Annotated in this window: 24 protein-coding genes and 1 other RNA gene; 9 read left to right on the top strand and 16 right to left on the bottom strand. The window is 52.6% G+C overall.

Annotated elements, in window-relative coordinates:
• Positions 1-21: 21 nt before the first annotated feature.
• Positions 22-279 (top strand): type B 50S ribosomal protein L31, encoded by a 258-nt coding sequence (locus VRC33_RS05555; RefSeq protein WP_338561704.1) that lies wholly within the window; start codon positions 22-24, stop codon positions 277-279.
• Between the two features lie 9 nt (positions 280-288).
• Complete coding sequence (ykgO, locus tag VRC33_RS05550) at positions 289-429, top strand: type B 50S ribosomal protein L36 (RefSeq protein WP_013201062.1); 141 nt, start codon at positions 289-291, stop codon at positions 427-429.
• Positions 430-581: 152 nt separating this feature from the next.
• On the opposite strand, the gene VRC33_RS05545 is transcribed toward ykgO, so the two are convergent.
• Genes VRC33_RS05545 through VRC33_RS05530 form a run of 4 tightly spaced genes read right to left on the bottom strand, consistent with a single transcriptional unit; the run spans position 582 to position 3,137 of the window.
• Positions 582-1,460, bottom strand: coding sequence for a metal ABC transporter substrate-binding protein (locus tag VRC33_RS05545; protein WP_338561701.1), 879 nt, complete (start codon positions 1,458-1,460; stop codon positions 582-584).
• A complete protein-coding gene (locus VRC33_RS05540; RefSeq protein ID WP_338564077.1) occupies positions 1,457-2,323 on the bottom strand; it encodes a metal ABC transporter permease in 867 nt (288 codons plus the stop codon). The genes VRC33_RS05545 and VRC33_RS05540 overlap by 4 nt, the downstream gene beginning before the upstream one ends.
• 2 nt (positions 2,324-2,325) lie before the next feature.
• Positions 2,326-2,967, bottom strand: coding sequence for an ATP-binding cassette domain-containing protein (locus tag VRC33_RS05535; protein ID WP_338561698.1), 642 nt, complete (start codon positions 2,965-2,967; stop codon positions 2,326-2,328).
• A 44-nt stretch (positions 2,968-3,011) separates the two neighbouring features.
• Positions 3,012-3,137 (bottom strand): hypothetical protein, encoded by a 126-nt coding sequence (locus VRC33_RS05530; RefSeq protein ID WP_338561695.1) that lies wholly within the window; start codon positions 3,135-3,137, stop codon positions 3,012-3,014.
• 291 nt (positions 3,138-3,428) lie between these two features.
• Between VRC33_RS05530 and VRC33_RS05525 the strand changes: the two genes are divergently transcribed.
• From VRC33_RS05525 to VRC33_RS05515, 3 genes are all read left to right on the top strand, one after another.
• Positions 3,429-3,782 carry a hypothetical protein gene (locus VRC33_RS05525; RefSeq protein ID WP_338561693.1) on the top strand — a complete coding sequence of 118 codons (354 nt, stop codon included), beginning with the start codon at positions 3,429-3,431 and terminating at the stop codon, positions 3,780-3,782.
• A 143-nt stretch (positions 3,783-3,925) separates the two neighbouring features.
• On the top strand, positions 3,926-4,306 hold the full coding sequence (gene tomB, locus VRC33_RS05520) for an Hha toxicity modulator TomB (RefSeq protein WP_338561691.1): 381 nt from the start codon (positions 3,926-3,928) through the stop codon (positions 4,304-4,306).
• Between the two features lie 29 nt (positions 4,307-4,335).
• Positions 4,336-4,554 carry an HHA domain-containing protein gene (locus tag VRC33_RS05515; protein ID WP_034889649.1) on the top strand — a complete coding sequence of 73 codons (219 nt, stop codon included), beginning with the start codon at positions 4,336-4,338 and terminating at the stop codon, positions 4,552-4,554.
• Between the two features lie 92 nt (positions 4,555-4,646).
• Here the strand turns inward: VRC33_RS05515 and ffs are convergent.
• Positions 4,647-4,743, bottom strand: an RNA gene (ffs, locus tag VRC33_RS05510) — signal recognition particle sRNA small type.
• 109 nt (positions 4,744-4,852) lie between these two features.
• Between ffs and VRC33_RS05505 the strand changes: the two genes are divergently transcribed.
• Positions 4,853-5,161 (top strand): MGMT family protein, encoded by a 309-nt coding sequence (locus tag VRC33_RS05505; RefSeq protein WP_338561686.1) that lies wholly within the window; start codon positions 4,853-4,855, stop codon positions 5,159-5,161.
• A gap of 24 nt (positions 5,162-5,185) precedes the next feature.
• On the opposite strand, the gene VRC33_RS05500 is transcribed toward VRC33_RS05505, so the two are convergent.
• Entirely contained in the window at positions 5,186-5,743 is a 558-nt protein-coding gene (locus VRC33_RS05500; protein ID WP_338561683.1) for a YbaY family lipoprotein, read from the bottom strand.
• 222 nt (positions 5,744-5,965) lie between these two features.
• On the opposite strand from VRC33_RS05500, the gene tesB reads away from it, so the two are divergent.
• Complete coding sequence (gene tesB / locus VRC33_RS05495) at positions 5,966-6,832, top strand: acyl-CoA thioesterase II (RefSeq protein WP_338561680.1); 867 nt, start codon at positions 5,966-5,968, stop codon at positions 6,830-6,832.
• A gap of 76 nt (positions 6,833-6,908) precedes the next feature.
• Here tesB and amtB read toward each other — a convergent pair whose 3' ends face one another.
• From amtB to VRC33_RS05470, 5 genes are all read right to left on the bottom strand, one after another.
• Entirely contained in the window at positions 6,909-8,213 is a 1,305-nt protein-coding gene (gene amtB, locus VRC33_RS05490; RefSeq protein ID WP_338564074.1) for an ammonium transporter AmtB, read from the bottom strand.
• A gap of 20 nt (positions 8,214-8,233) precedes the next feature.
• Positions 8,234-8,572: a P-II family nitrogen regulator gene (glnK, locus tag VRC33_RS05485; protein WP_007886947.1), complete on the bottom strand. Its 339-nt coding sequence runs from the start codon at positions 8,570-8,572 to the stop codon at positions 8,234-8,236.
• 271 nt (positions 8,573-8,843) lie between these two features.
• On the bottom strand, positions 8,844-10,607 hold the full coding sequence (locus VRC33_RS05480) for a SmdB family multidrug efflux ABC transporter permease/ATP-binding protein (RefSeq protein WP_338561677.1): 1,764 nt from the start codon (positions 10,605-10,607) through the stop codon (positions 8,844-8,846).
• Positions 10,600-12,369 carry a SmdA family multidrug ABC transporter permease/ATP-binding protein gene (locus tag VRC33_RS05475; RefSeq protein WP_338561675.1) on the bottom strand — a complete coding sequence of 590 codons (1,770 nt, stop codon included), beginning with the start codon at positions 12,367-12,369 and terminating at the stop codon, positions 10,600-10,602. Before VRC33_RS05475 ends, VRC33_RS05480 begins: the two co-directional genes overlap by 8 nt.
• A 49-nt stretch (positions 12,370-12,418) precedes the next feature.
• Positions 12,419-12,877 carry an Lrp/AsnC family transcriptional regulator gene (locus VRC33_RS05470; protein WP_338561673.1) on the bottom strand — a complete coding sequence of 153 codons (459 nt, stop codon included), beginning with the start codon at positions 12,875-12,877 and terminating at the stop codon, positions 12,419-12,421.
• Positions 12,878-12,989: 112 nt separating this feature from the next.
• Here VRC33_RS05470 and VRC33_RS05465 point away from each other — a divergent pair, with 112 nt between their 5' ends.
• Positions 12,990-14,024 carry a PLP-dependent cysteine synthase family protein gene (locus tag VRC33_RS05465; protein ID WP_338561671.1) on the top strand — a complete coding sequence of 345 codons (1,035 nt, stop codon included), beginning with the start codon at positions 12,990-12,992 and terminating at the stop codon, positions 14,022-14,024.
• Between the two features lie 71 nt (positions 14,025-14,095).
• On the opposite strand, the gene cof is transcribed toward VRC33_RS05465, so the two are convergent.
• Positions 14,096-14,917 carry an HMP-PP phosphatase gene (gene cof / locus VRC33_RS05460; RefSeq protein WP_338561668.1) on the bottom strand — a complete coding sequence of 274 codons (822 nt, stop codon included), beginning with the start codon at positions 14,915-14,917 and terminating at the stop codon, positions 14,096-14,098.
• A gap of 196 nt (positions 14,918-15,113) precedes the next feature.
• On the opposite strand from cof, the gene queC reads away from it, so the two are divergent.
• Complete coding sequence (gene queC, locus VRC33_RS05455; RefSeq protein ID WP_338561666.1) at positions 15,114-15,809, top strand: 7-cyano-7-deazaguanine synthase QueC; 696 nt, start codon at positions 15,114-15,116, stop codon at positions 15,807-15,809.
• Here the strand turns inward: queC and VRC33_RS05450 are convergent.
• From VRC33_RS05450 to hupB, 4 genes are all read right to left on the bottom strand, one after another.
• Positions 15,801-16,202 (bottom strand): YbgC/FadM family acyl-CoA thioesterase, encoded by a 402-nt coding sequence (locus VRC33_RS05450; protein ID WP_338561664.1) that lies wholly within the window; start codon positions 16,200-16,202, stop codon positions 15,801-15,803. The two genes, queC and VRC33_RS05450, sit on opposite strands and share 9 nt — an antisense overlap.
• A 109-nt stretch (positions 16,203-16,311) precedes the next feature.
• Complete coding sequence (locus VRC33_RS05445) at positions 16,312-16,644, bottom strand: helix-hairpin-helix domain-containing protein (protein WP_338561662.1); 333 nt, start codon at positions 16,642-16,644, stop codon at positions 16,312-16,314.
• A 139-nt stretch (positions 16,645-16,783) separates the two neighbouring features.
• Entirely contained in the window at positions 16,784-18,655 is a 1,872-nt protein-coding gene (ppiD, locus tag VRC33_RS05440) for a peptidylprolyl isomerase (RefSeq protein WP_338561660.1), read from the bottom strand.
• A 241-nt stretch (positions 18,656-18,896) separates the two neighbouring features.
• Positions 18,897-19,169 (bottom strand): nucleoid-associated protein HU-beta, encoded by a 273-nt coding sequence (gene hupB / locus VRC33_RS05435; RefSeq protein ID WP_338561658.1) that lies wholly within the window; start codon positions 19,167-19,169, stop codon positions 18,897-18,899.
• Between the last annotated feature and the right edge of the window lie 18 nt (positions 19,170-19,187).

The raw sequence follows: 19,187 nt of genomic DNA, 5'->3' as shown, positions 1-19,187 counted from the left end.
TTCATTATTCAGTGGGGATTTATGAGAAAAGGTATTCATCCGGCCTACCGTACAGTGGCCTTTCATGACACCAGTGCAGACACTTATTTCACCGTGGGATCGACAATCAAAACCGATCGCACCGTAGAACTGGACGGCAAAGTGCTGCCATACGTACCGCTGGACGTCTCGTCCGCGTCTCATGCGTATTACACCGGCAAGCAGAAAGAGTTTGCTAAAGAAGGCAGCGCACACCGCTTTAATCAGCGCTTTGGCCGTTTCTTCACCTCGTCGAAATAAGGGTTGGTTATGCAGGTTTTAAGCTCTCTGGCTTCTGCCAAAAAACGCCACAAAGATTGCAAAGTTGTCCGCCGCCATGGCCGCGTTTACGTCATCTGCAAAAGTAATCCGCGCTTTAAAGCCGTGCAGGGTGGCAAGAAGAAACGCTGACGGTGCAGCCATTCAAAGCCGCAAACCTGAGCCGGTGTGACGGACAAAACAGTTGAATAAGCTGATACGATTTGCGCGAAAAGCGGGCCATTTAAAACGGCCCGCTTTTTTTATCCCTTAAGTAAAGAGAGGGCCGGCTGGCCCTCTTTTGATTACTTCATACTGGCAACCATCACCTCTACGTTATGTTTGAAAGCAGCTGTATAGGTATCCGCTGCACCGCCCTTTTTAGTCAGCGCTTCCGGATAAAGTTCGCCGCCCGGTTGCGCACCGGAGGCAGAGGCGATCTGTTTAACGAGGCGGGGATCGGTCTGGTTTTCGATGAAGTAGCTGTGGATGTGACTGGTTTTGAGCTGGGTTATCAGCCCGGCCACATCAGAGGCACTGGCTTCAGACTCGGTTGAAAAGCCCACTGGCGACATAAAGCTGACGCCGTAGCGCTGACCAAAATAGCCGAAAGCATCATGGCTGGTCAGGACTTTTCTTTTCCCCTGCGGAATGGCAGCAAAACTCTCTGCCGCCCAGCTATCCAGTTTGTTCAGCTGGCTGATATAGGCTGAACCACGCTGACGAAAATAAGCCTCGTCCTGCGGATCGGCGGCGATCAGCGCATTCATCACGTTGGTCGCATAGACAACTCCATTTTTCATGCTGTTCCAGGCATGGGGATCGGTAATCGATTTGCCGTCCTCCTCCATCGTTCGGGTTTCAATTCCCTGTGAAGAGACAATAACTTTCCCTTTATATTCCGAAGCGGAAATAAGTCGATCCATCCACCCTTCCAGACCCAGTCCGCTCACGAACACCACATCCGCTTTCGCCAGAGCCTGGCTATCCTGGGGAGTGGGCTCAAAGCTGTGCGGATCGCCATCCGGCCCTACCAGACTTTTGACCTTCACATGATCGCCACCCACCTCTTTGACAATATCGGCCAGCACGGAAAAACTGGCTACGGTATCCACCGTTTTCGCCATTGCCATTGGGGTCAGCATTATCCCCGCCAGAGCCAGCGCAACAGGTAACTTCTTCATACTTTCTCCTTACCAACTGAAAACGGGCGCGGACAGAAAATTCCGCCGCAGGGCCCCACTAAAATTGAGATAAAAAACAGCATCGCGGCGCTCAACACCACCGCCGGACCGGCAGGCAGCGAGAGGTAAAAGGAGGCGATTAATCCGCTGAAGCTCGCCAGCAGCGCCAGCACCATAGCGGCGGCAATCATGCCAGGCAGTGCTTTTCCCCAGAAACGGGCTGCGGCGGCAGGCAACATCATCAAGCCGACACACATCAGTGTCCCCAACACCTGAAAACCTGCCACAAGGTTAGTGACGACCAGCACCAGGAAAATGCCATGCACCAGGGGAGCAACCCAGCGATTTTGCGCGCGTAAAAAGCCGGGATCGAAGGCGTCAATAACCAGAGGACGGTAAATCAGAGCCAGAATCAGCAGGGAAACAGCTGCAATAGCGCTGACCAGCAGGATTGAAGGGTTATCCACGGCTAACAAAGAACCGAAGAGAACGTGCAACAGGTCAACGCTGGAACCGCGTAACGAGACGAGAGTGACGCCAAGAGCCAGGGAGCCCAGGTAAAAACCGGCAAAACTGGCATCTTCCCGCAGCGGGGTATAACGACTGACCGCACCAGAAAGTAAGGCGACGGAAAGCCCGGCAATGATCCCGCCGGTCCCCATCGCCACCAGCGATAAGCCGGAGATCAGATAGCCGATAGCCGCGCCGGGTAGCACGGCATGAGAAAGCGCATCGCCAACCAGACTCATTCTGCGGAGTAATAAAAAGACGCCAAGCGGCGTGGCGCTGAGAGAAAGGGCAATACAGGCCACCAGCGCACGACGCATAAAGCCAAACTCAATGAAAGGATGAAGCAGAGCCAGCATTATGAGGCTCCCTGAGCAGGATTAAAGTTCACCCGAGTGACGCTCGATCCTGTCCCTGACCATTCAGCATGGCTGCTTTTGAGACGCACAGTTTGAGGGAAATATTTCTCCACCCTGGCCATATCGTGCAGTACCACAATCAGCGTGCAGCCCGCCTGATGGCGCGCCTGCAACAACTGCAACAGCAGGTCCGTTGTCTGGTCATCGACGCCGGCAAAAGGCTCATCCAGCATCAGCAATGTGGCATCCTGAACCAGAAGACGGGCAAAAAGAACGCGCTGCAGTTGCCCGCCTGAGAGGGTGCCCGGCTGTGCAGTAGCAAAATTTTCCATACCAACTTCTTCCAGCGCTCGCATCACTGCCAGACGCATTTTTTTGTTAACAGCGCCAAACCAGCCACATTTTTCCCAACACCCCATTGCCACCAGGTCAAAAACATTAACTGGAAAGGTTTTCTCTATTTCTGACTGCTGGGGTAGCCAGGCAAGGCTGGCCCGTGGCCGGGAGAAGTTTACTGAACCGCTTACCGGACGCAATAATCCAGACAGAGTCTTAAGCAGCGTTGATTTACCAGAGCCATTTGCTCCGATCAGCGCCGTCATGGTCCCCGGCGCAAATTCCCCCTCAAGAAGGGGTGTCACTGCCCTTCCCTGATAGCCAACTCTTAACTGGTTAAGGGTAATCATCAGGCCAGTGCCCAGTCAGTTAAGATCATCAGCACCGTTACCACAGCGGCGGAAAGCAGCAGACGTACTGAGGCAGACTGGGTTAAGAGGGTACCGTAACGGAGTAAAGCTGAAACAGAAGACATCAGAAATTGCCATTATTATGTTATAACATAACAATAGCATACAATCTCTTTACCGCTTTACGTAATACAAAGTGTATCTAATTATTACTTCCTGTCCGGAACTGTCAGTCCCTATGTAATATAAAGTTTTTTCAACTTCCCCACTTTTAAAGTCGCAGAAATTCACTTTCTCTACTAAGATAATTAATAGCTAAATCATTGAGATAGTTACTTAACTATCCCGAAGGCTTGATTATTGCCTGCCTCTGACCAATTATGTCTATAAGTATTAATTAACTCTGTGGAGGAAAAATGCGCAAAGCGATACCCTTCATTTATACTGATAAAGAAGCAGACCTGTTTCGGTTAACGGAAAACCTTCAGCGGATTATTCCCAAAATAGAACAGGAGCTGACGGGGTCATTGTTTTGGTATTCACAAAACGCGCAATATGTTCCCGACAGCCTTAAAATTATTTCTGTAGAATGTTCAGGTGAATCGCGATATAAGATGAGATACAGCTTTCGCTGGAACGTATTCAACGCCTGTCTCGATATAGATGCAGACCAGACCATCACTGAATCGGTCAATTTTGAATGGATACCTGGTGAACTGATTTTTGATTTCGTTGACAACGATCAGACTACCGTGGCAGATGAATTGTAATATTGCGTAATAGCCCCGCAAATAGTGCTTTATTACGTTATATTTATTTATAAGTTTGGTTAAGAATTAATATCGCTTCCTGGCACACTACTCGCTTAAAGCCCGCGCTGACGGCATCAATACTCGCTATGGAGGGGAAAAAGATGGACGAATACTCACCAAAAAGGCATGATATCGCCCAGCTGAAATTCTTGTGTGAAAATTTGTACGACGAAAGCCTGGCCACCTTAGGTGACAGCCACCATGGCTGGGTCAACGATCCTACTTCCGCAGTCAATTTACAACTCAATGACCTGATTGAGCATATTGCTGCCTTCACCATGAATTACAAAATTAAACACATCGAAGACAGTGACCTGATTAGTCAGATAGATGAATATCTCGATGATACGTTTATGCTCTTCAGTAATTACGGCATTAATGTTCAGGATTTACAGCGCTGGCAAAAATCAGCAAAGCGTCTGTTTAACATTTTTGCAGAGGAATGCGCTCTTGTTCCTTTACCGGCGAGCCATTCATTTTAGCAACCCTTTATTTTTCCTACGGTTTAACAATGACAGATAAACTTCTTACTAAAACTGATTATCTGATGCGTTTAAGACGTTGTCGGTCAATCGACACCCTTGAGCGCGTAATCGAAAAAAACAAATACGAATTATCTGATAATGAGCTGGCTGTATTTTATTCTGCAGCGGATCATCGTCTGGCTGAACTGACCATGAATAAGCTTTACGATAAAATCCCGGTTTCGGTCTGGAAATTCGTTCGCTAAAGTATTTCTCAGAACTGAGTCGCAATTTAATTAAAGGCTGGATTTTACAAAGGAAGGTGGGGCTGGCATACAAGGGCAGAATTGGGTGGGGGCCCTGCCAGCTACATCCCGGCACACGCGTCACCTGCTGCGGCTGCTTCCTTCCGGATCTGACCGAGTTCACAAGTTAGCATTGCGGGAGAACCAACCGGGCCCCCATTGAGTGCTCCATCAGATGGAGCGAGGGCATTATCAATCAAGCCCCAGGCAATTGCAACCCTGCGCCTTTTGACCGTTGCTTTCTTGTTCAGGGAGAACAATGGAACACCCCGATTTTAAACAACGCATTTTTCATATAGTTGCTGCTATTCCCAGGGGCAAAGTCACCACCTATGGCGACATTGCCCGTCTTGCTGGTTCCCCCAGAGCTGCCCGTCAGGTGGGAGGCGTTTTAAAACGCCTGCCTGCAGGCAGTAAGCTTCCCTGGCACAGAGTAATAAACAGACTCGGTGAAATTTCCCTGACCGGTGACGATCTTGATCGTCAGCGTCATGCATTGCTGAATGAAGGCGTTGAAGTTAGCGCAGAGGGCAAAGTAGCGCTGAAAAAATATCGCTGGGAAGGCTAACCGCCCCACAGAGGGGCGGTGATTTTACAATGAAGTAGGTGCAGGAACTGCCCCGGAAGGCGTCATCTGCGTTGGAGAAGTTGAAGGCACCGTTGTCGCCGCTCCGCTTTGCGTTGGCATCGCCATTGAAGGAACCGGGACCAGTATCAACTCCTGCTTGTTCCCGCCATTATTGATAACCGGTTTAACCGTATCGGTAATAAACATCATTTTGTCTTTTACGGTGATAGCTGCACTCAGCAGGATCCTTGCATTGGGCTGAATATCCGCTGGATTGTAAGGCAGGATAAAGTTGAAAGGCGCCTGCTTACCATCGGTTCTCACTACCCGCTGTGAGATGACTTTTGAAGGTGCATCAGCCAGTGAAGCATCAGATAACGTGACCGTCAGCACTGCATCAGGCGGCAGCGCCACACGCTGGCGAATATAGATCGATCCACTGACGTTAGGCTGGCGAAGCGTTGCCTGCTCACCTGCCACCTGTGAAGCCAGCGTCGCCGTGGGCACATCTTTGCCTTTATCAGCACATCCGGAAAGTACCACCGCCAGCGCGGCGCCCGTTAACATTGGCCAGACTTTCATTGATGTATTCTCCTTATGATCAATGCAGAAGTTGATGTTTCAGTTAGCCCAAAGAACAGTCATTCACTGCTCTGTTAACTTTAATTCTGGCACAAGTTACTGATATTTTCCTGGAAGTGCCCTCTCCTCTCTTTATCTCTGAAGATAATTGTCACGCCCCGTTGACGGTAACTGGTCGGATCTCGCAAACTGTGAGCTAGTTGATCACTGAGGATTGCCGCTATGAGTCAGGCCCTGCAAAACCTGTTAAATCTGTTGAACCTGGAAAAGCTGGAAGAAGGCCTGTTTCGTGGCCAGAGTGAAGATCTTGGCTTACGCCAGGTCTTCGGTGGGCAGGTGGTAGGCCAGGCACTCTATGCTGCCAAACAAACGGTGCCCGCAGACCGTATTATTCACTCTTTTCACAGCTATTTCCTGCGCCCTGGCGACAGTCAGAAAGCGATTATCTATGATGTGGAAACGCTGCGTGATGGTCAGAGTTTCAGCGCCAGAAGAGTCAGCGCAGTCCAGAATGGTCATCCTATTTTCTATATGACGGCCTCTTTTCAGGCCCCGGAAAGCGGCTTTGAGCACCAGAAAACGATGCCTGACGTGCCCGGCCCGGATGCGCTGCCCAGTGAAGGCGATCTCGCCCATAAGCTGGCGCATTTCATCCCTGAAAAAGCGCGTGAGAAATTTCTCTCTGAGAAGCCGTTTGAAATAAGACCCGTAAAGTTTCACAACCCGCTCCAGGGCCATGTTGATGAACCTGTGCGGCATGTCTGGATCCGCGCTAACGGCGGCATGCCGCAGGACAAACGTATTCACCAGTACCTGCTGGGTTACGCCTCTGATTTCAATTTCCTGCCTGTTGCACTCCAGCCGCATGGGAAAGGTTTTCTTGAGCCCGGTATGCAGGTTGCCACCATCGATCACTCAATGTGGTTCCACCGCCCGTTCAGTCTTAATCAGTGGCTGCTGTACAGCGTTGAGAGCACCTCAGCATCCAGCGCCAGAGGCTTTGTTCGCGGGGAGTTTTATAATCAGCAGGGTACGCTGGTGGCTTCAACGGTGCAGGAAGGGGTGATAAGAGTGCGTGGGCCCAGATAGCAGAAGCAGGAACGGCTCCCGAAGGAGCCGTTTTGATTTTTAGTTATTTTAGCGCACTACTTTTCCTGCATCAGTTTTACTGGTTGTAAGCATTTTCGCCGTGGCTGTTCACATCCAGACCTTCACGTTCCTGATCTTCCGGAACACGCAGACCTACAGTCATGTCAGCAATTTTAAAGGCGGCGAAGGCAACCACACCCGTCCAGACGATAGTCACACCCACGCTGAACAGCTGGATCCATACCTGATGCCCCATGGTCACCCCTTCTGCATAACCCACGCCACCCAGTGAAGAGGAAGCGAAGACGCCGGTCAGGATGCAGCCTACGATACCGCAGACGCCGTGCACACCGAACACATCACAAGGGTCATCAACACGCAGCCATTTCTTCAGGGTAGAAACGCCCCACAGACCAGCCAGCCCGCCCACGATACCGATAACCAGCGCACCCCCCACACCAACGTAACCACAGGCTGGGGTGATAGCCACCAGACCCGCAATCGCACCAGAGCAGACGCCCAACAGGGAAGGTTTACCGCGCAGCGCCCACTCACCGAAGGTCCAGCTCAACATCGCACCCGCGGTAGCCATGACAGTATTAATGAAAGCCAGGGCAGCGATTTCGTTAGCAGCGCCGGCAGAACCCGCATTGAAGCCAAACCAGCCCACATACAGGATCGCGGTACCGGTAAAGACCATCGGCAGGTTATGAGGTTTAAACGCTTCTTTGCCAAAGCCTGCACGTTTGCCGACCAGGTAAGCGCCGACCAGCCCCGCCACAGCGGCGTTAATGTGCACTACAGTTCCGCCCGCGAAGTCCAGCGCGCCGTCCTGTGCCAGCAGCCCGCCTGACCAGACCATATGTGCAATCGGCAGGTAGGAGAAGGTCAGCCAGATGGCTACGAAAATCAGTACCGCAGAGAAACGGATACGTTCTGCGATAGCACCCACAATCAGACCCACGGTGATACAGGCAAATGAGGCCTGGAAAGAGACGTGGATATACTGATAGAAGGTGCCAACCAGTGCCGTCAGCTGGATGTTTTTCAACATCGCCATGCTGAAGCCACCGAAGAAAGCGTTACCTTCACTGAAGGCCAGAGAGTAACCGTAAATCATCCACAGCACGCAGACCATGGCGAAAGTGACGGAAACCTGAGTCAGCATGGAAAGGACGTTTTTGGCGCGGATTAAGCCGCCGTAAAACAGGGCAATACCCGGCAAGGTCATGAACAGCACCAGCGCGGTACAGATCATCATAAAAGCGTTGTCGGCTTTATCTGCCACCGCTGGGGCAGCTGCCATCGCAAGCGAAGGTAACAGTGCCAGACTGGCGAGGCCGAACAGAGCGAATTTTTTCTTCATTTTATCCCATCCCATCACAATACTTAGCCCCGAAATTACAGTGCTGCTTCGTCAGTTTCGCCGGTGCGAATACGGATGACCCGCTGCAGCTCCGCCACAAAAATTTTACCGTCACCAATTTTGCCTGTGTAGGCCGCTTTGCTGATGACATCGACCACTTCATCGAGTTGATCATCGGCAATCGCAATGTCTATTTTTACTTTTGGCAGGAAGTTCACGCTGTACTCAGCACCGCGATAAAGTTCTGCATGCCCCTTCTGGCGACCAAAACCCTTAACTTCGGTAACGGTCAGCCCCTGAATACCGATAGAGGACAGTGCTTCACGCACGTCTTCCAGCTTAAATGGTTTGATTACCACGGTAACCAGCTTCATACGATCCCCTCCAGGTATTGAAAACGGTTGTTTCGCCCGACACGGAATGAGTAAAGCAAAGGCTGTGCCATAAATTAAAAATTGGCATTTTTCAGACGATTAGTCAGTCCGGCCCTGAGTTCTTCTCTGTGGGCTGCATGATAAGCATAAAAGTAAACCGGACTTCAGGCAGAAAAAACGCACCATAAAGGTGCGTTGCGCGTTAAATTTGTGCAGAACAGGCTTTCAGAGAAAAATATCGCCTGCTAATGGTGCAGCGAAGCGGTGAGTTTTACACAGCATCGCCCGCTTCCAGTTCATCCCCTGCCTGCTGTAATTGATACATCTGCCAGTAGCGGCCCTGTTTTTCCAGCAGCGCCTGATGGGTTCCCTGTTCAACAGCACGGCCACGGTGCAGAACCAGGATGGTATCGGCATCGGTGATAGTAGAAAGCCGGTGAGCAATGACCACCAGCGTGGTTTGCTCCCGCACTGCTTTCAACGCCTTCTGAACGGCCTGTTCGGTGCCGGAGTCAATATTGGCCGTGGCCTCATCCAGTATCAGGATTTGCGGCGAGGCTACCAGCACTCGGGCCATTGCCAACAGCTGCTTCTGTCCAACGGACAGAGTGTTCCCCTGCTCACCCAGACGAGTATGGATCCCTTCAGAGAGGCTTCGCGCCAGATCGGCAAGCTGTACCCTTTCCAGCACCTGCCAGACGGTCTCCTCGCTGATATCACGGCCCAGGGTGACATTGGCGAAGAAGGTATCGGCCAGTACCACCGGATCCTGCTGAACCATCGCCACCCCATGGCGTAATACGCCGTGACTCAGAGTACTGAGAGGTCTGCCATCGAGGTTGATCTCCCCCTGCTGCAACGGATAGTAGCCCATTAACAGGTTCGCCAGCGTGCTCTTGCCGCTCCCGGTATGCCCGACCAGCGCGACAAAGTTCCGCGACGGCACCTCAAGGTTGATGTCGCTCAACACGTTGCGATCGTCCCGATAGGCAAACGTCAGGTCTCTGACCTCAATCCGGCCTGAGGCCAGCGGCTGGACATCGCTGCCGTAATGTTGTCGGGGCGCATCTATCAACTCAAAAATACGCTCACCCGCCACCACGGCCTGTTGCAGCATCGATTGCTGGGTGGTGAGCTCAATCAGCGGTTCGTTTAACCGGCCAAGATAATTGATAAAGGCATAGAGCACGCCCACCTCAATACTCCCGGCAGAAGAGAAGCCGAACAGCATCATCAGGCCGCAGAGGATCAGGGCTGAAAACAAGCTCAGCAGCGGACGCAGCAGGAAACCATCCAGCTTCAGGGTTTCCATTCTTGCCAGATAGTGTGAGCGACTGGCTTCACCCATCCGCTCGCCAAAACGAGCCTGCTGGCGAAACTGCTGGATCACGCTCATGCCATTAATCACTTCATTGAAGCCATTGTTGATATCGGCCAGATAGCTGCGTACACGTCGTACAATCGGCGTGCTGTAACGCTGATAAATCAGCATTACCGTCAGTACGGCAGGGAAGATGGTGATCGCCACCAGCGCCATGCGCCAGTCCAGGCTGAACATCGCCACCAGCATTGCTCCAATCAGTGCCGCACTGCGCAGCACTGTCGCCACTACGGTGACATATAAATCGCGGACGACCTCAGTATCATTGGTTACGCGAGAAATGATCTGCCCTACCGGCTGGGTATCAAAGGCACTCAGCGGCTGACGCAGCGCGGCATCCATAACATCCATACGCAGTTGCTGGACCACGCCCACCGCGGCCTGATTGAATAACAGGGCCTGCCAGTAATGCAGTGCCGCCGCCAGAATTTGCAGCAGAATAAAACTCACCGCCAGCCCGGCCACCAGCCCCAGCGGCATATACTGTTTCGCTACCATATTATCGATAAAGTAGCTGACAAGGATTGGCCCCATCACCTCTGCCCCGGCAGCTATCCACAGCAGTAGCACGGCCAGCCCAAGGGATTTGCGCCAGGGTGAACCATAACTCAGCAGGCGTTTCAGGGTTGGCCAGAGTTGCGTGAGATTAGCCATGTGGGACACCCTTTTCGCTCTCTTCTTCATCCAGTGCAGCCTCAAGCTGCTGATAACGATACATATCCTGATACCATCCGGCTTCAGCGGCGAGCTGTTCATGCCGCCCACGTTGGGTGACTCCCCCTTTCTGCAACACCAGAATCTCACTGGCTTCGGTCAGGGCGGATAAACGGTGCGCGCTGATAATTACCGTTCTTCCCTGCCCCCACTGCCGCAGGTTGTGCAGGATTTGGTATTCGGTACGTCCATCCACCGCAGAGAGCGCATCATCTAGGATCAGGATTTCAGCATCCAGCAGCAGCGCGCGGGCAATGGAGATCCTCTGCTTCTGTCCCCCTGAAAGCATCACGCCGCGCTCGCCCACTTCGGTCTCATAACCTTTTGGCAGCCGCAGAATATCGTCATGCACATTAGCCAGTTTTGCTGCCTGCTCAATATCGCCCTGCCTGGCGCCTGGTCGCCCAAGTGCAATGTTGTTTGCCACGGTATCGGAGAACAGGAAAGGAGTCTGGCTTACTACCGCCAGCCGGCTGCGCCAACTGTCCAGCCGCAGTTGCGTGAGGGGGATCCCCTGGTAGCGGATATCGCCCTGGGCAATATCGAAATGCCGCTGAATAAGGCTGAGCAGCGTGCTTTTGCCGGAGCCGGTGGGGCCGCAAAGCCCCAGCATCTGCCCCGGTCTGAGGTTAACGTTTACCTGTCTGAGTGACGGATAGCGGGCGCCCGGATAACAGAATTCACGAATGGCGACCTGTAACGGCCCCCGTTCTTCAGGCAGGGTTTTAGTGCCATCTGCCACCGCGGGTGCTTCTGATAACAGCGAGCGGATACGGCTCCATGCCGCACTGCCACGTTCAACAATGTTGAACATCCAGGCCAGCGCCAGCATCGGCCAGATCATCAGGCCAAGATACATGACAAAGCTGGTCAACTGGCCCAGGGTCATCTGATTATGCCAGACCAGCCAGCTGCCACCGCCGATCGCCAGCAGGTTGGACATGCCGATAGCGATATAGATAGTGGGGTCGAATCGGGCATCCACTCTTGCCACCCGCAGGTTTTTCTTGCCGGTATCTCTGGCGATGTCGGCAAACTGGCCAGACTGGTGGTCCTCCAGGCCAAAAGCTTTAATCATCCGGATGCTGGTTAAGCTTTCCTGAGTCTGATCATTCAGCGAGGAAAAGGCCGCCTGTGCCAGCTTGAAACGGTTATGCAGCTGATCGCCATAACGTTTTATTACCAGTGCCATGATCGGCATGGGCAGCAGCGCCAGCAGGGTCAGCTGCCAGCTAATCTGCGTGCTCATCACAAACAGCACCACCAGTCCCATAACCAGCGAGTCCACCAGCGTCAGCACGCCTTCACCCGCGGCAAACACCACGCGGTCAACATCATTGGTGGCACGGGCAATCAGATCACCCGTACGGTGACGAAGATAGAATTCGGGATGCTGGCGACTTAGCTGGCGATAGAAGTCCTGCCTCAGCTCCACCGCCAGTTGATAAGAGGCACCAAACAGCAGCACACGCCAGACATACCGCAGCAAATAAACGACCACGGCGGTGATCAGCATTACGCCAAGCCACATCATCAGCCGCGAGTGACTCATCTGCTGGTGGGAGACGCCATCCACAATCATGCCCACGATTTTAGGGGGCAACAGCTGCAGAATGGCGATAACGATCAGCAGGGCTACCGCCCCAAGATAACGTCGCCACTCTCGAATAAAGTACCAGCTTAATTGGCTAAACAGTCGCACAGAAAACGTCCCGGTTAAGATTGAGCAGGGTAAAGAGCAGCGCCCTTCCCTATTTCAGCGGCAGCGCCGTGGTGTATTTTATCTCTTCCATCGCAAAGCTTGAGGTGACATCCAGTAAACCTGGAACACTGTTCACTAAACTTTTATAGAAAGCATCATAAGTTTTCATATCGGCAACCTGAATTCGCAGCAGATAGTCATATTCACCCGCCATACGGTAACACCCCATCACTTCCGGCATCGCCTGCACCACTTCGACAAACTGTTGATACCAGTGGCTACTGTGCTGCTGAGTTTTGATCATCATAAACGCCGTGAGTGACAGATCGAGTTTTTCCGCATTAAGCAGCGCAACCCGGCCGCGAATATAGCCTTCATCTTCCAGCCTTTTCAACCGTTTCCAGCAGGGCGTGGTGGTGAGATGCACAGCATCAGCCATTGCCTGTAGCGATATCGTGCAATCCTGCTGCAGGAGCGTCAGCAGCTTAAGGTCTGTTTTATCTGTCATTCCCTATTCCCGGAGAAAAATATTCTCTTTACAGGTCATTATACAGCAAAGAGAGTAAACCTTTTTTCCGCTTAATGCCGTACTCTTAAGGAAATTTTGCCGGGGAAGAAGTATGACAGATTCATGGGTTTCACACGCTGTTCAGGAGATTAACGCGGATATTCAACGCTCTGCGGATACACATCTGATCCGTCTGCCGTTGGCCGCCTACCCTGGTATCTGGCTCTATCTCAAAGACGAAAGTACCCATCCCAGCGGCAGTCTCAAGCACCGCCTGGCACGCTCGCTGTTTTTGTACGGGCTTTGCAATGGCTGGATAAAAGAAGGCACGCCGATAATTGAGGCATCCTCGGGCAGCACTGCCGTTTCCGAAGCCTATTTTGCCCGTATGCTCGGTCTGCCATTTATTGCTGTCATGCCCGCCAGCACCGCAAAACGAAAATCAGAACAGATCGCCTTTTATGGCGGGCGCTGCCATTTCGTTGAGGATCCCTGCCAGATGTATGCTGAATCTGAACGGCTGGCAAAAGAGCTGAACGGCCATTTTATGGATCAGTTCACCTATGCTGAGCGGGCAACCGACTGGCGTGGGAATAATAATATCGCCGACAGTATTTTTCAGCAGATGAAAAACGAGCCATTCCCGATCCCCGACAGCATCGTTATGAGCGCCGGAACCGGCGGGACTTCAGCAACTATCGGACGCTACCTGCGTTATCAGGGCCATCCTACCCGTCTGGCCGTGGTGGATCCTGAAAACTCCGTGTTCTTCGACTACTGGTACAAGCGGGATAAAACACTGCGCACTATCCAGAGCGGTAAAATAGAAGGGATTGGTCGCCCCCGTGTTGAGCCCTCATTTATCGCAGACGTGGTGGATGAGGTGATCCGCGTTCCGGATGCGGCCAGCATTGCCACTATGCTGTGGCTGGAGAAACAACTGGGACGTAAGCCCGGCGCCTCGACTGGCACCAATGTCTGGGGCGCGTTGCAGCTGGCAGAAAGGATGGCGCAGGAAAAACGAACCGGGGCGATTGTGACTCTGCTCTGTGACAGCGGGGAACGCTACCCCGACAGCTATTACAACCCGGAATGGGTAAAAGAGCATATCGGAGATATCAGGCCGTGGCAGCAAATGCTGGATTAAAAAGCCGGACTTCACTGTCCGGCATGCTGTAATGAAGTTCAGTTCATCAGGACCGCCCGGTATTATCAACCTCAATATTCGGGGGAATAGATGAGGTCTGGGGTCGTAAGCCAGTGGTTCAGGTAATGTGACACACCCTGTGTTTCGCAGTGTCCGATTACCGGTAAATGTGGCAGTACCGATTTAAGCTGGCTCATCGCATTACCCATAATAAAACCGCGCCCCACGGTTTCCAGCATCTCGCGATCGTTCATCGCATCGCCAAACGCCATACAGTCAGCCAGGGTAAAGCCAAGCGCAGCTGAGAGTGAGCCCAGCGCCACGCCTTTATTACAGCCAGGCGGCAGAACTTCCAGGCAATTCCGGGCTGAGAAACAGAGGTGGGCACGCTCGCCCAGCGCTGCGCTCAACGCTTCCTGCAGCTTGCAGAGTTCATCGTGCTCAGCAATAAAACAGATTTTCGTCACTTTATGTGCCGGCAGACGCTTCAGGTCAGCCAGCTGATAGCGAAAACCGCTCATCAGATGAGCCTGCAGGATTTGCGGAAGATCGTGTTGAGTTAACCATCCGTCGTCGTTAAAGACATGCAAACTGGCGGTGGTATCCCAGCTTGTGTGGATGACTTCTTCAGCCACTTCCGGGGAGAGGTCGCTGGATGACAGCAGAATTCCCTGCCGATCGTGGACACGGGTACCATTGCCGGAGATTAAATAAGCCTTCAGCTTAAAGTCGGCAATCAGCGGCTGCATCTCCAGCCAGTGACGACCGGTAGCAAAAGTCAGTAATACCCCCTTCTCTTCCAGCGCCCGCAGCGCGGTCAGGGTTCTTTCGCCTAACTGATGATTTGGCATCAGCAAGGTCCCATCCATATCAAACGCCGCCAGCCGGGCCATCTTCACTCCAGTGTCTGTTTTTTCATCGGATTCAGAGTATCGCCTGGTATTTGCGGAACTGATAGTGAATACATGCGAAAAACGGTTTGATTTTTCCCGCGCCGGGTTCGCCCCGGCTATCATTCCCTGAGCAGCACTACCCTTCTTTTGCCTCAGGCAGTACCATATGGCGCATCGGATAATTAAGGTGAAAAGAATGAAACGTGCAGTAGTGGTTTTCAGCGGCGGACAGGATTCAACCACCTGTCTGATTCAGGCACTGAAACAGTATGACGAGGTGCATTGCATCACTTTCGATTACGGCCAGCGCCATCGTGAGGAGATTGAGATTGCCCGGGATCTTTCGCTTTCACTGGGTGCCCGCGCACATAAAGTGCTGGACGTGACCATGCTCAGTGAACTGGCCGTCAGCAGCCTGACCAGAGATAACATTCCGGTACCGGCTTACGATCCTGAAGCCACAGGTCTGCCGAGCACTTTTGTGCCAGGCCGCAATATTCTGTTTCTGACGCTGGCTTCGGTTTATGCTTATCAGGTCGAAGCGGAGGCGGTGATCACGGGCGTATGCGAAACAGATTTCTCAGGTTATCCGGACTGCCGCGATGAATTTGTCAAAGCTCTGAACCAGGCCGTCACGCTGGGAATGGCCCGTGAAGTTCGCTTTGAAACGCCGCTGATGTGGCTGAATAAGGCGGAAACCTGGGCGCTGGCCGATTACTGGCAGCAGCTGCCCCTGGTACGCAATGAAACCCTGACCTGTTACAACGGAATAAAAGGCGATGGCTGCGGCGAGTGTGCTGCCTGCCATCTTCGCGCCAATGGCCTGAACCAGTACCAGGCCGACAGCAGCGCGATCATGGCTGAGATGAAGCTGAAAACAGGCTTACGCTGACAGCATCTCTTCCATCCTTCTTTTCAGCTCTCCCTCCATCGGCTGCGCCTTTTGCGTGCGCAGATCGATGCAGGCAAAAGTCAGCGTGGCGTCTGCTACGGCTTCGCCCAGAGGTGCCAGCGTCACCGTCTGACCTATAACGCCACTTTTCCCGCCCAGCTGCACCAGCTTGCTTTGAATATTCAACACATCCCCCATGACCGCCGGACGGCGATAATTAATGTTGATATTGACCACGACAAACGCCAGGTGATTTTCCTGCAGCCAGCTGAACGACTTCAGCCCTTCAAGCCATTCCCAACGGGCTTCCTCAAGGAATTCAAGATAGCGGGCATTGTTAACGTGCTGATAAACATCCAGATGATAGCCACGGACTTTAATGGTGGTAAACATAATAACGCTGCCCCTTAATCAACAGAGGTCACACCAACTGGTATGACCTCTACAGATTAGCAGCGGAAGCTGCCGCACTCTGAACAATGCGTTAAACTCGCGAGAGATGTCACAATTTCAGCCGTGACAGGTTTCTCTCAACCAGCGCATTCCCCATCCCGGGAACCTCTTTCAACTGCTCAATGGCGGTAAAATCGCCATACTGCTCCCGGTAGCTCACAATGGCTTCGGCTTTTTTAATCCCCACGCCGTTCAGCGCTGCCGCCAGTTCCCCAGCGCTGGCCTGATTGAGGCTGACTTTCTCAGACGCAGAGGCCGTGCTTTCAGTCAGGGTCTCAGCAGGTGCTGCCGCGGTCGTTTCTGTTGCTTGTACCGGCATCACTATCATTGCGCCAGCACTTATCATCATTGCCAGCCCTACTGCTTTAAGTCTGTTGTGCATGCTGTATTCCTCCATGTGTTTGACAGCATGCCTACCCTACAGCGGCAAAAACGAAGTCACAAAGGGTGGAATTCAGAAATGGAAAAGGCCGCGAAAGCGGCCTTTTGATTTGCAAATCGTTGCAGGAATTTTGCGAGGCTTACTGGGCCTGCGCAGCTGCACCGTATTTGATTTTTGCTTCTTTACGCAGGTTGCTGAGCAGCGCTTCGAAGGCGATTTGCGCATTATTCTGCGTCACACCCTGAACCATCGCGTTCTTCTGTGCATCCGGCATGGCTCCGCTGCGAACTTCATCCAGCGCCAGCAGCAGCACGTTACCTTCGCCATCTTCACTGACCGCGTAAGAAGGCTTGCCCTTCTCTGGCTGGCTCATGGTGAAAGCAGCCTGGGAAGCAGCATCCTGACCATTGCGGGTCAGTGTTTTCTGGTTGCTGAAGCTCAGGTTAGCCGCTTTCATCGCCTGCTCGCCTTTGCCTGCTTTGAGATCGGCCAGCAGTTTGTCAGCCTGAGCTTTGGCTTCTTTCTGCGCTTTCTGAGTTTTCAGAGAGTCAGTAATCTCAGCCGTCACCTGATCAAGCGGTTTAACTGCTTCAGGTTTGTGCTCGCTAACGCGCAGGACGAAAGCACGATCGCCCTCTACGGTAATGATGTCGGAGTTGTTGCCAGGGGCACCATTCTCACCGACCAGATCGCCGCTAAAGATTGCCTGCTCTACCTGCTTAAAGTTCAGCTCGGCAGGCGGGTTTTCGTGACTGAACCAGCCAGTTTCCACCGCCTTGACGCCTGCAACCTGCTCGGCACCAGCCAGAGATTCATTGTCATTACTCGCTGCATCACTGACTTTCTGCTGCAGTTTGTAATAAGCATCGATCGCTTTTTCCTGCTTCACTTTTGCGGCAAGGTCATCATGTACGGCAGAAAGTGGCTTAATTTGCTGCGCCTGAACATCATCCAGACGGGCAACCAGGAAGCCTACTGAAGATTTGATCACCCCAGAAAGCTGACCTTTCTCTTTCAGGCCTGCAGATTTCAGTTCGTCAGGCGTGGTAGCTGGCTCCAGCCAGCCCATGTCGCCACCTTTACGGGCAGAGATTGGGTCAACAGATTTCTCTTTTGCCAGCGCAGCAAAGTCACCGCCCTTTTTCAACGCGTCCAGTACGGCCTGAGCATCCGCTTCCGATTTGGTCTGGATGATGCTGTAACGGGTGCGCTGAGGCTGGGTATATTCAGCCTGATGTTGATCGTACCAGCTCTGAATTTCACTCTCGCTGGCGGTTTCCTGCAGAGAAGCAGCATCCAGCTTAATGTAGCTGACGCGGAACTGCTCAGGAGACATAAAGCTGTTTTTGTTCTGCTCGTAGTAGTTTTTGATCTCTTCCGGGCTGACCGTCTGCTTAGCCGTCAGCGCCGCGACGTTGATGGTCGCTTCACGTACCAGACGTTCCTGAGAAACCAGTGCCGCCAGAGCATCCGTTTCACCCGTCAGCATAAAGTCCGTTCCGGTGATGGAAGCGATCAACTGCTGGGTGGTCAACTGCTTACGCAGGGCCTCAGCATAACTGTCGGCAGAAAAGCCCATCTGATTGATCAGGCCAAGGTATTTGGCATTATCGAATTTACCGTTGGTCTGGAAGGCGGGCTGGCTGAAAATGGCCTGCTTGATTTGATCGTCGCTGATAGCCAGACCCAACTCTTTGGCATAACCGGTCAGTAAAGTTTCATCGACCAGTTGAGACAGGGCCTGCTGGCGGATCTGCTGAAGGTAAGCCGGATTACCAGCCAGCTGAGAGAACTGCTCACCTAACTGCTGCTGCTGACGGGAACGTTCATTAGAAAATGCGTTCTCGAGCTGCGCGCGGCTGATTTCCTGTCCGTTAACTTTGGCAGCATAGTCTCCGTTACCGCCGGTCAGGTAACCACCCACGCCGGTCAGTACGAAAGAAAGAATGATCAAAGCCAATATAATTTTGAGCACGACATTATTCGAAGCCGCGCGTAAATTGTCCATCATGGTGTGACAACACTCCGCTGTAGTGTGAATGTAAACCTTTGCGCTTTCGTCCCGCATCCCGGGGACGCTCCACGCCGCTGCGTAGCAAACCGCACGCCACTATGACAACCGCAAAAAGCAAATGTCATGAAAACATAAAAAAAGGCACATCAGAATGCTGATGTGCCCCGTATGGTACATGAGAACGCCTGGACAATCCTCACTCCACCGAAGAAATTGCAGCGGTGGAAGCATACCGCCATTAGTTAACGGCGTCTTTCAGCGCTTTGCCAGCACGGAAGCCAGGCACTTTGCCTGCAGGAATGGTGATCTCTTTGCCGGTCTGTGGGTTACGACCAGTGCGCTCTGAGCGCTCACGCACGGAGAAGGTGCCGAAGCCTACCAGCGCTACTTCGTCGCCCTCTTTCAGTGAATCGGACACTGAACTCATGAAAGCATCTACTACACGTCCCGCTGCTGCTTTAGAAATGTCAGCGCTTGCAGCAATTTTGTCGATCAACTGTGACTTATTCACTCAATAATCCTCTCTTTT

Origin of the sequence: Erwinia sp. E_sp_B01_1, assembly GCF_036865545.1 — a bacterium.
Classification (GTDB): domain Bacteria; phylum Pseudomonadota; class Gammaproteobacteria; order Enterobacterales; family Enterobacteriaceae; genus Erwinia.
The sequence above is the reverse complement of the archived record's forward strand: the minus strand, read 5'-3'. Positions and strand labels throughout refer to the sequence as shown.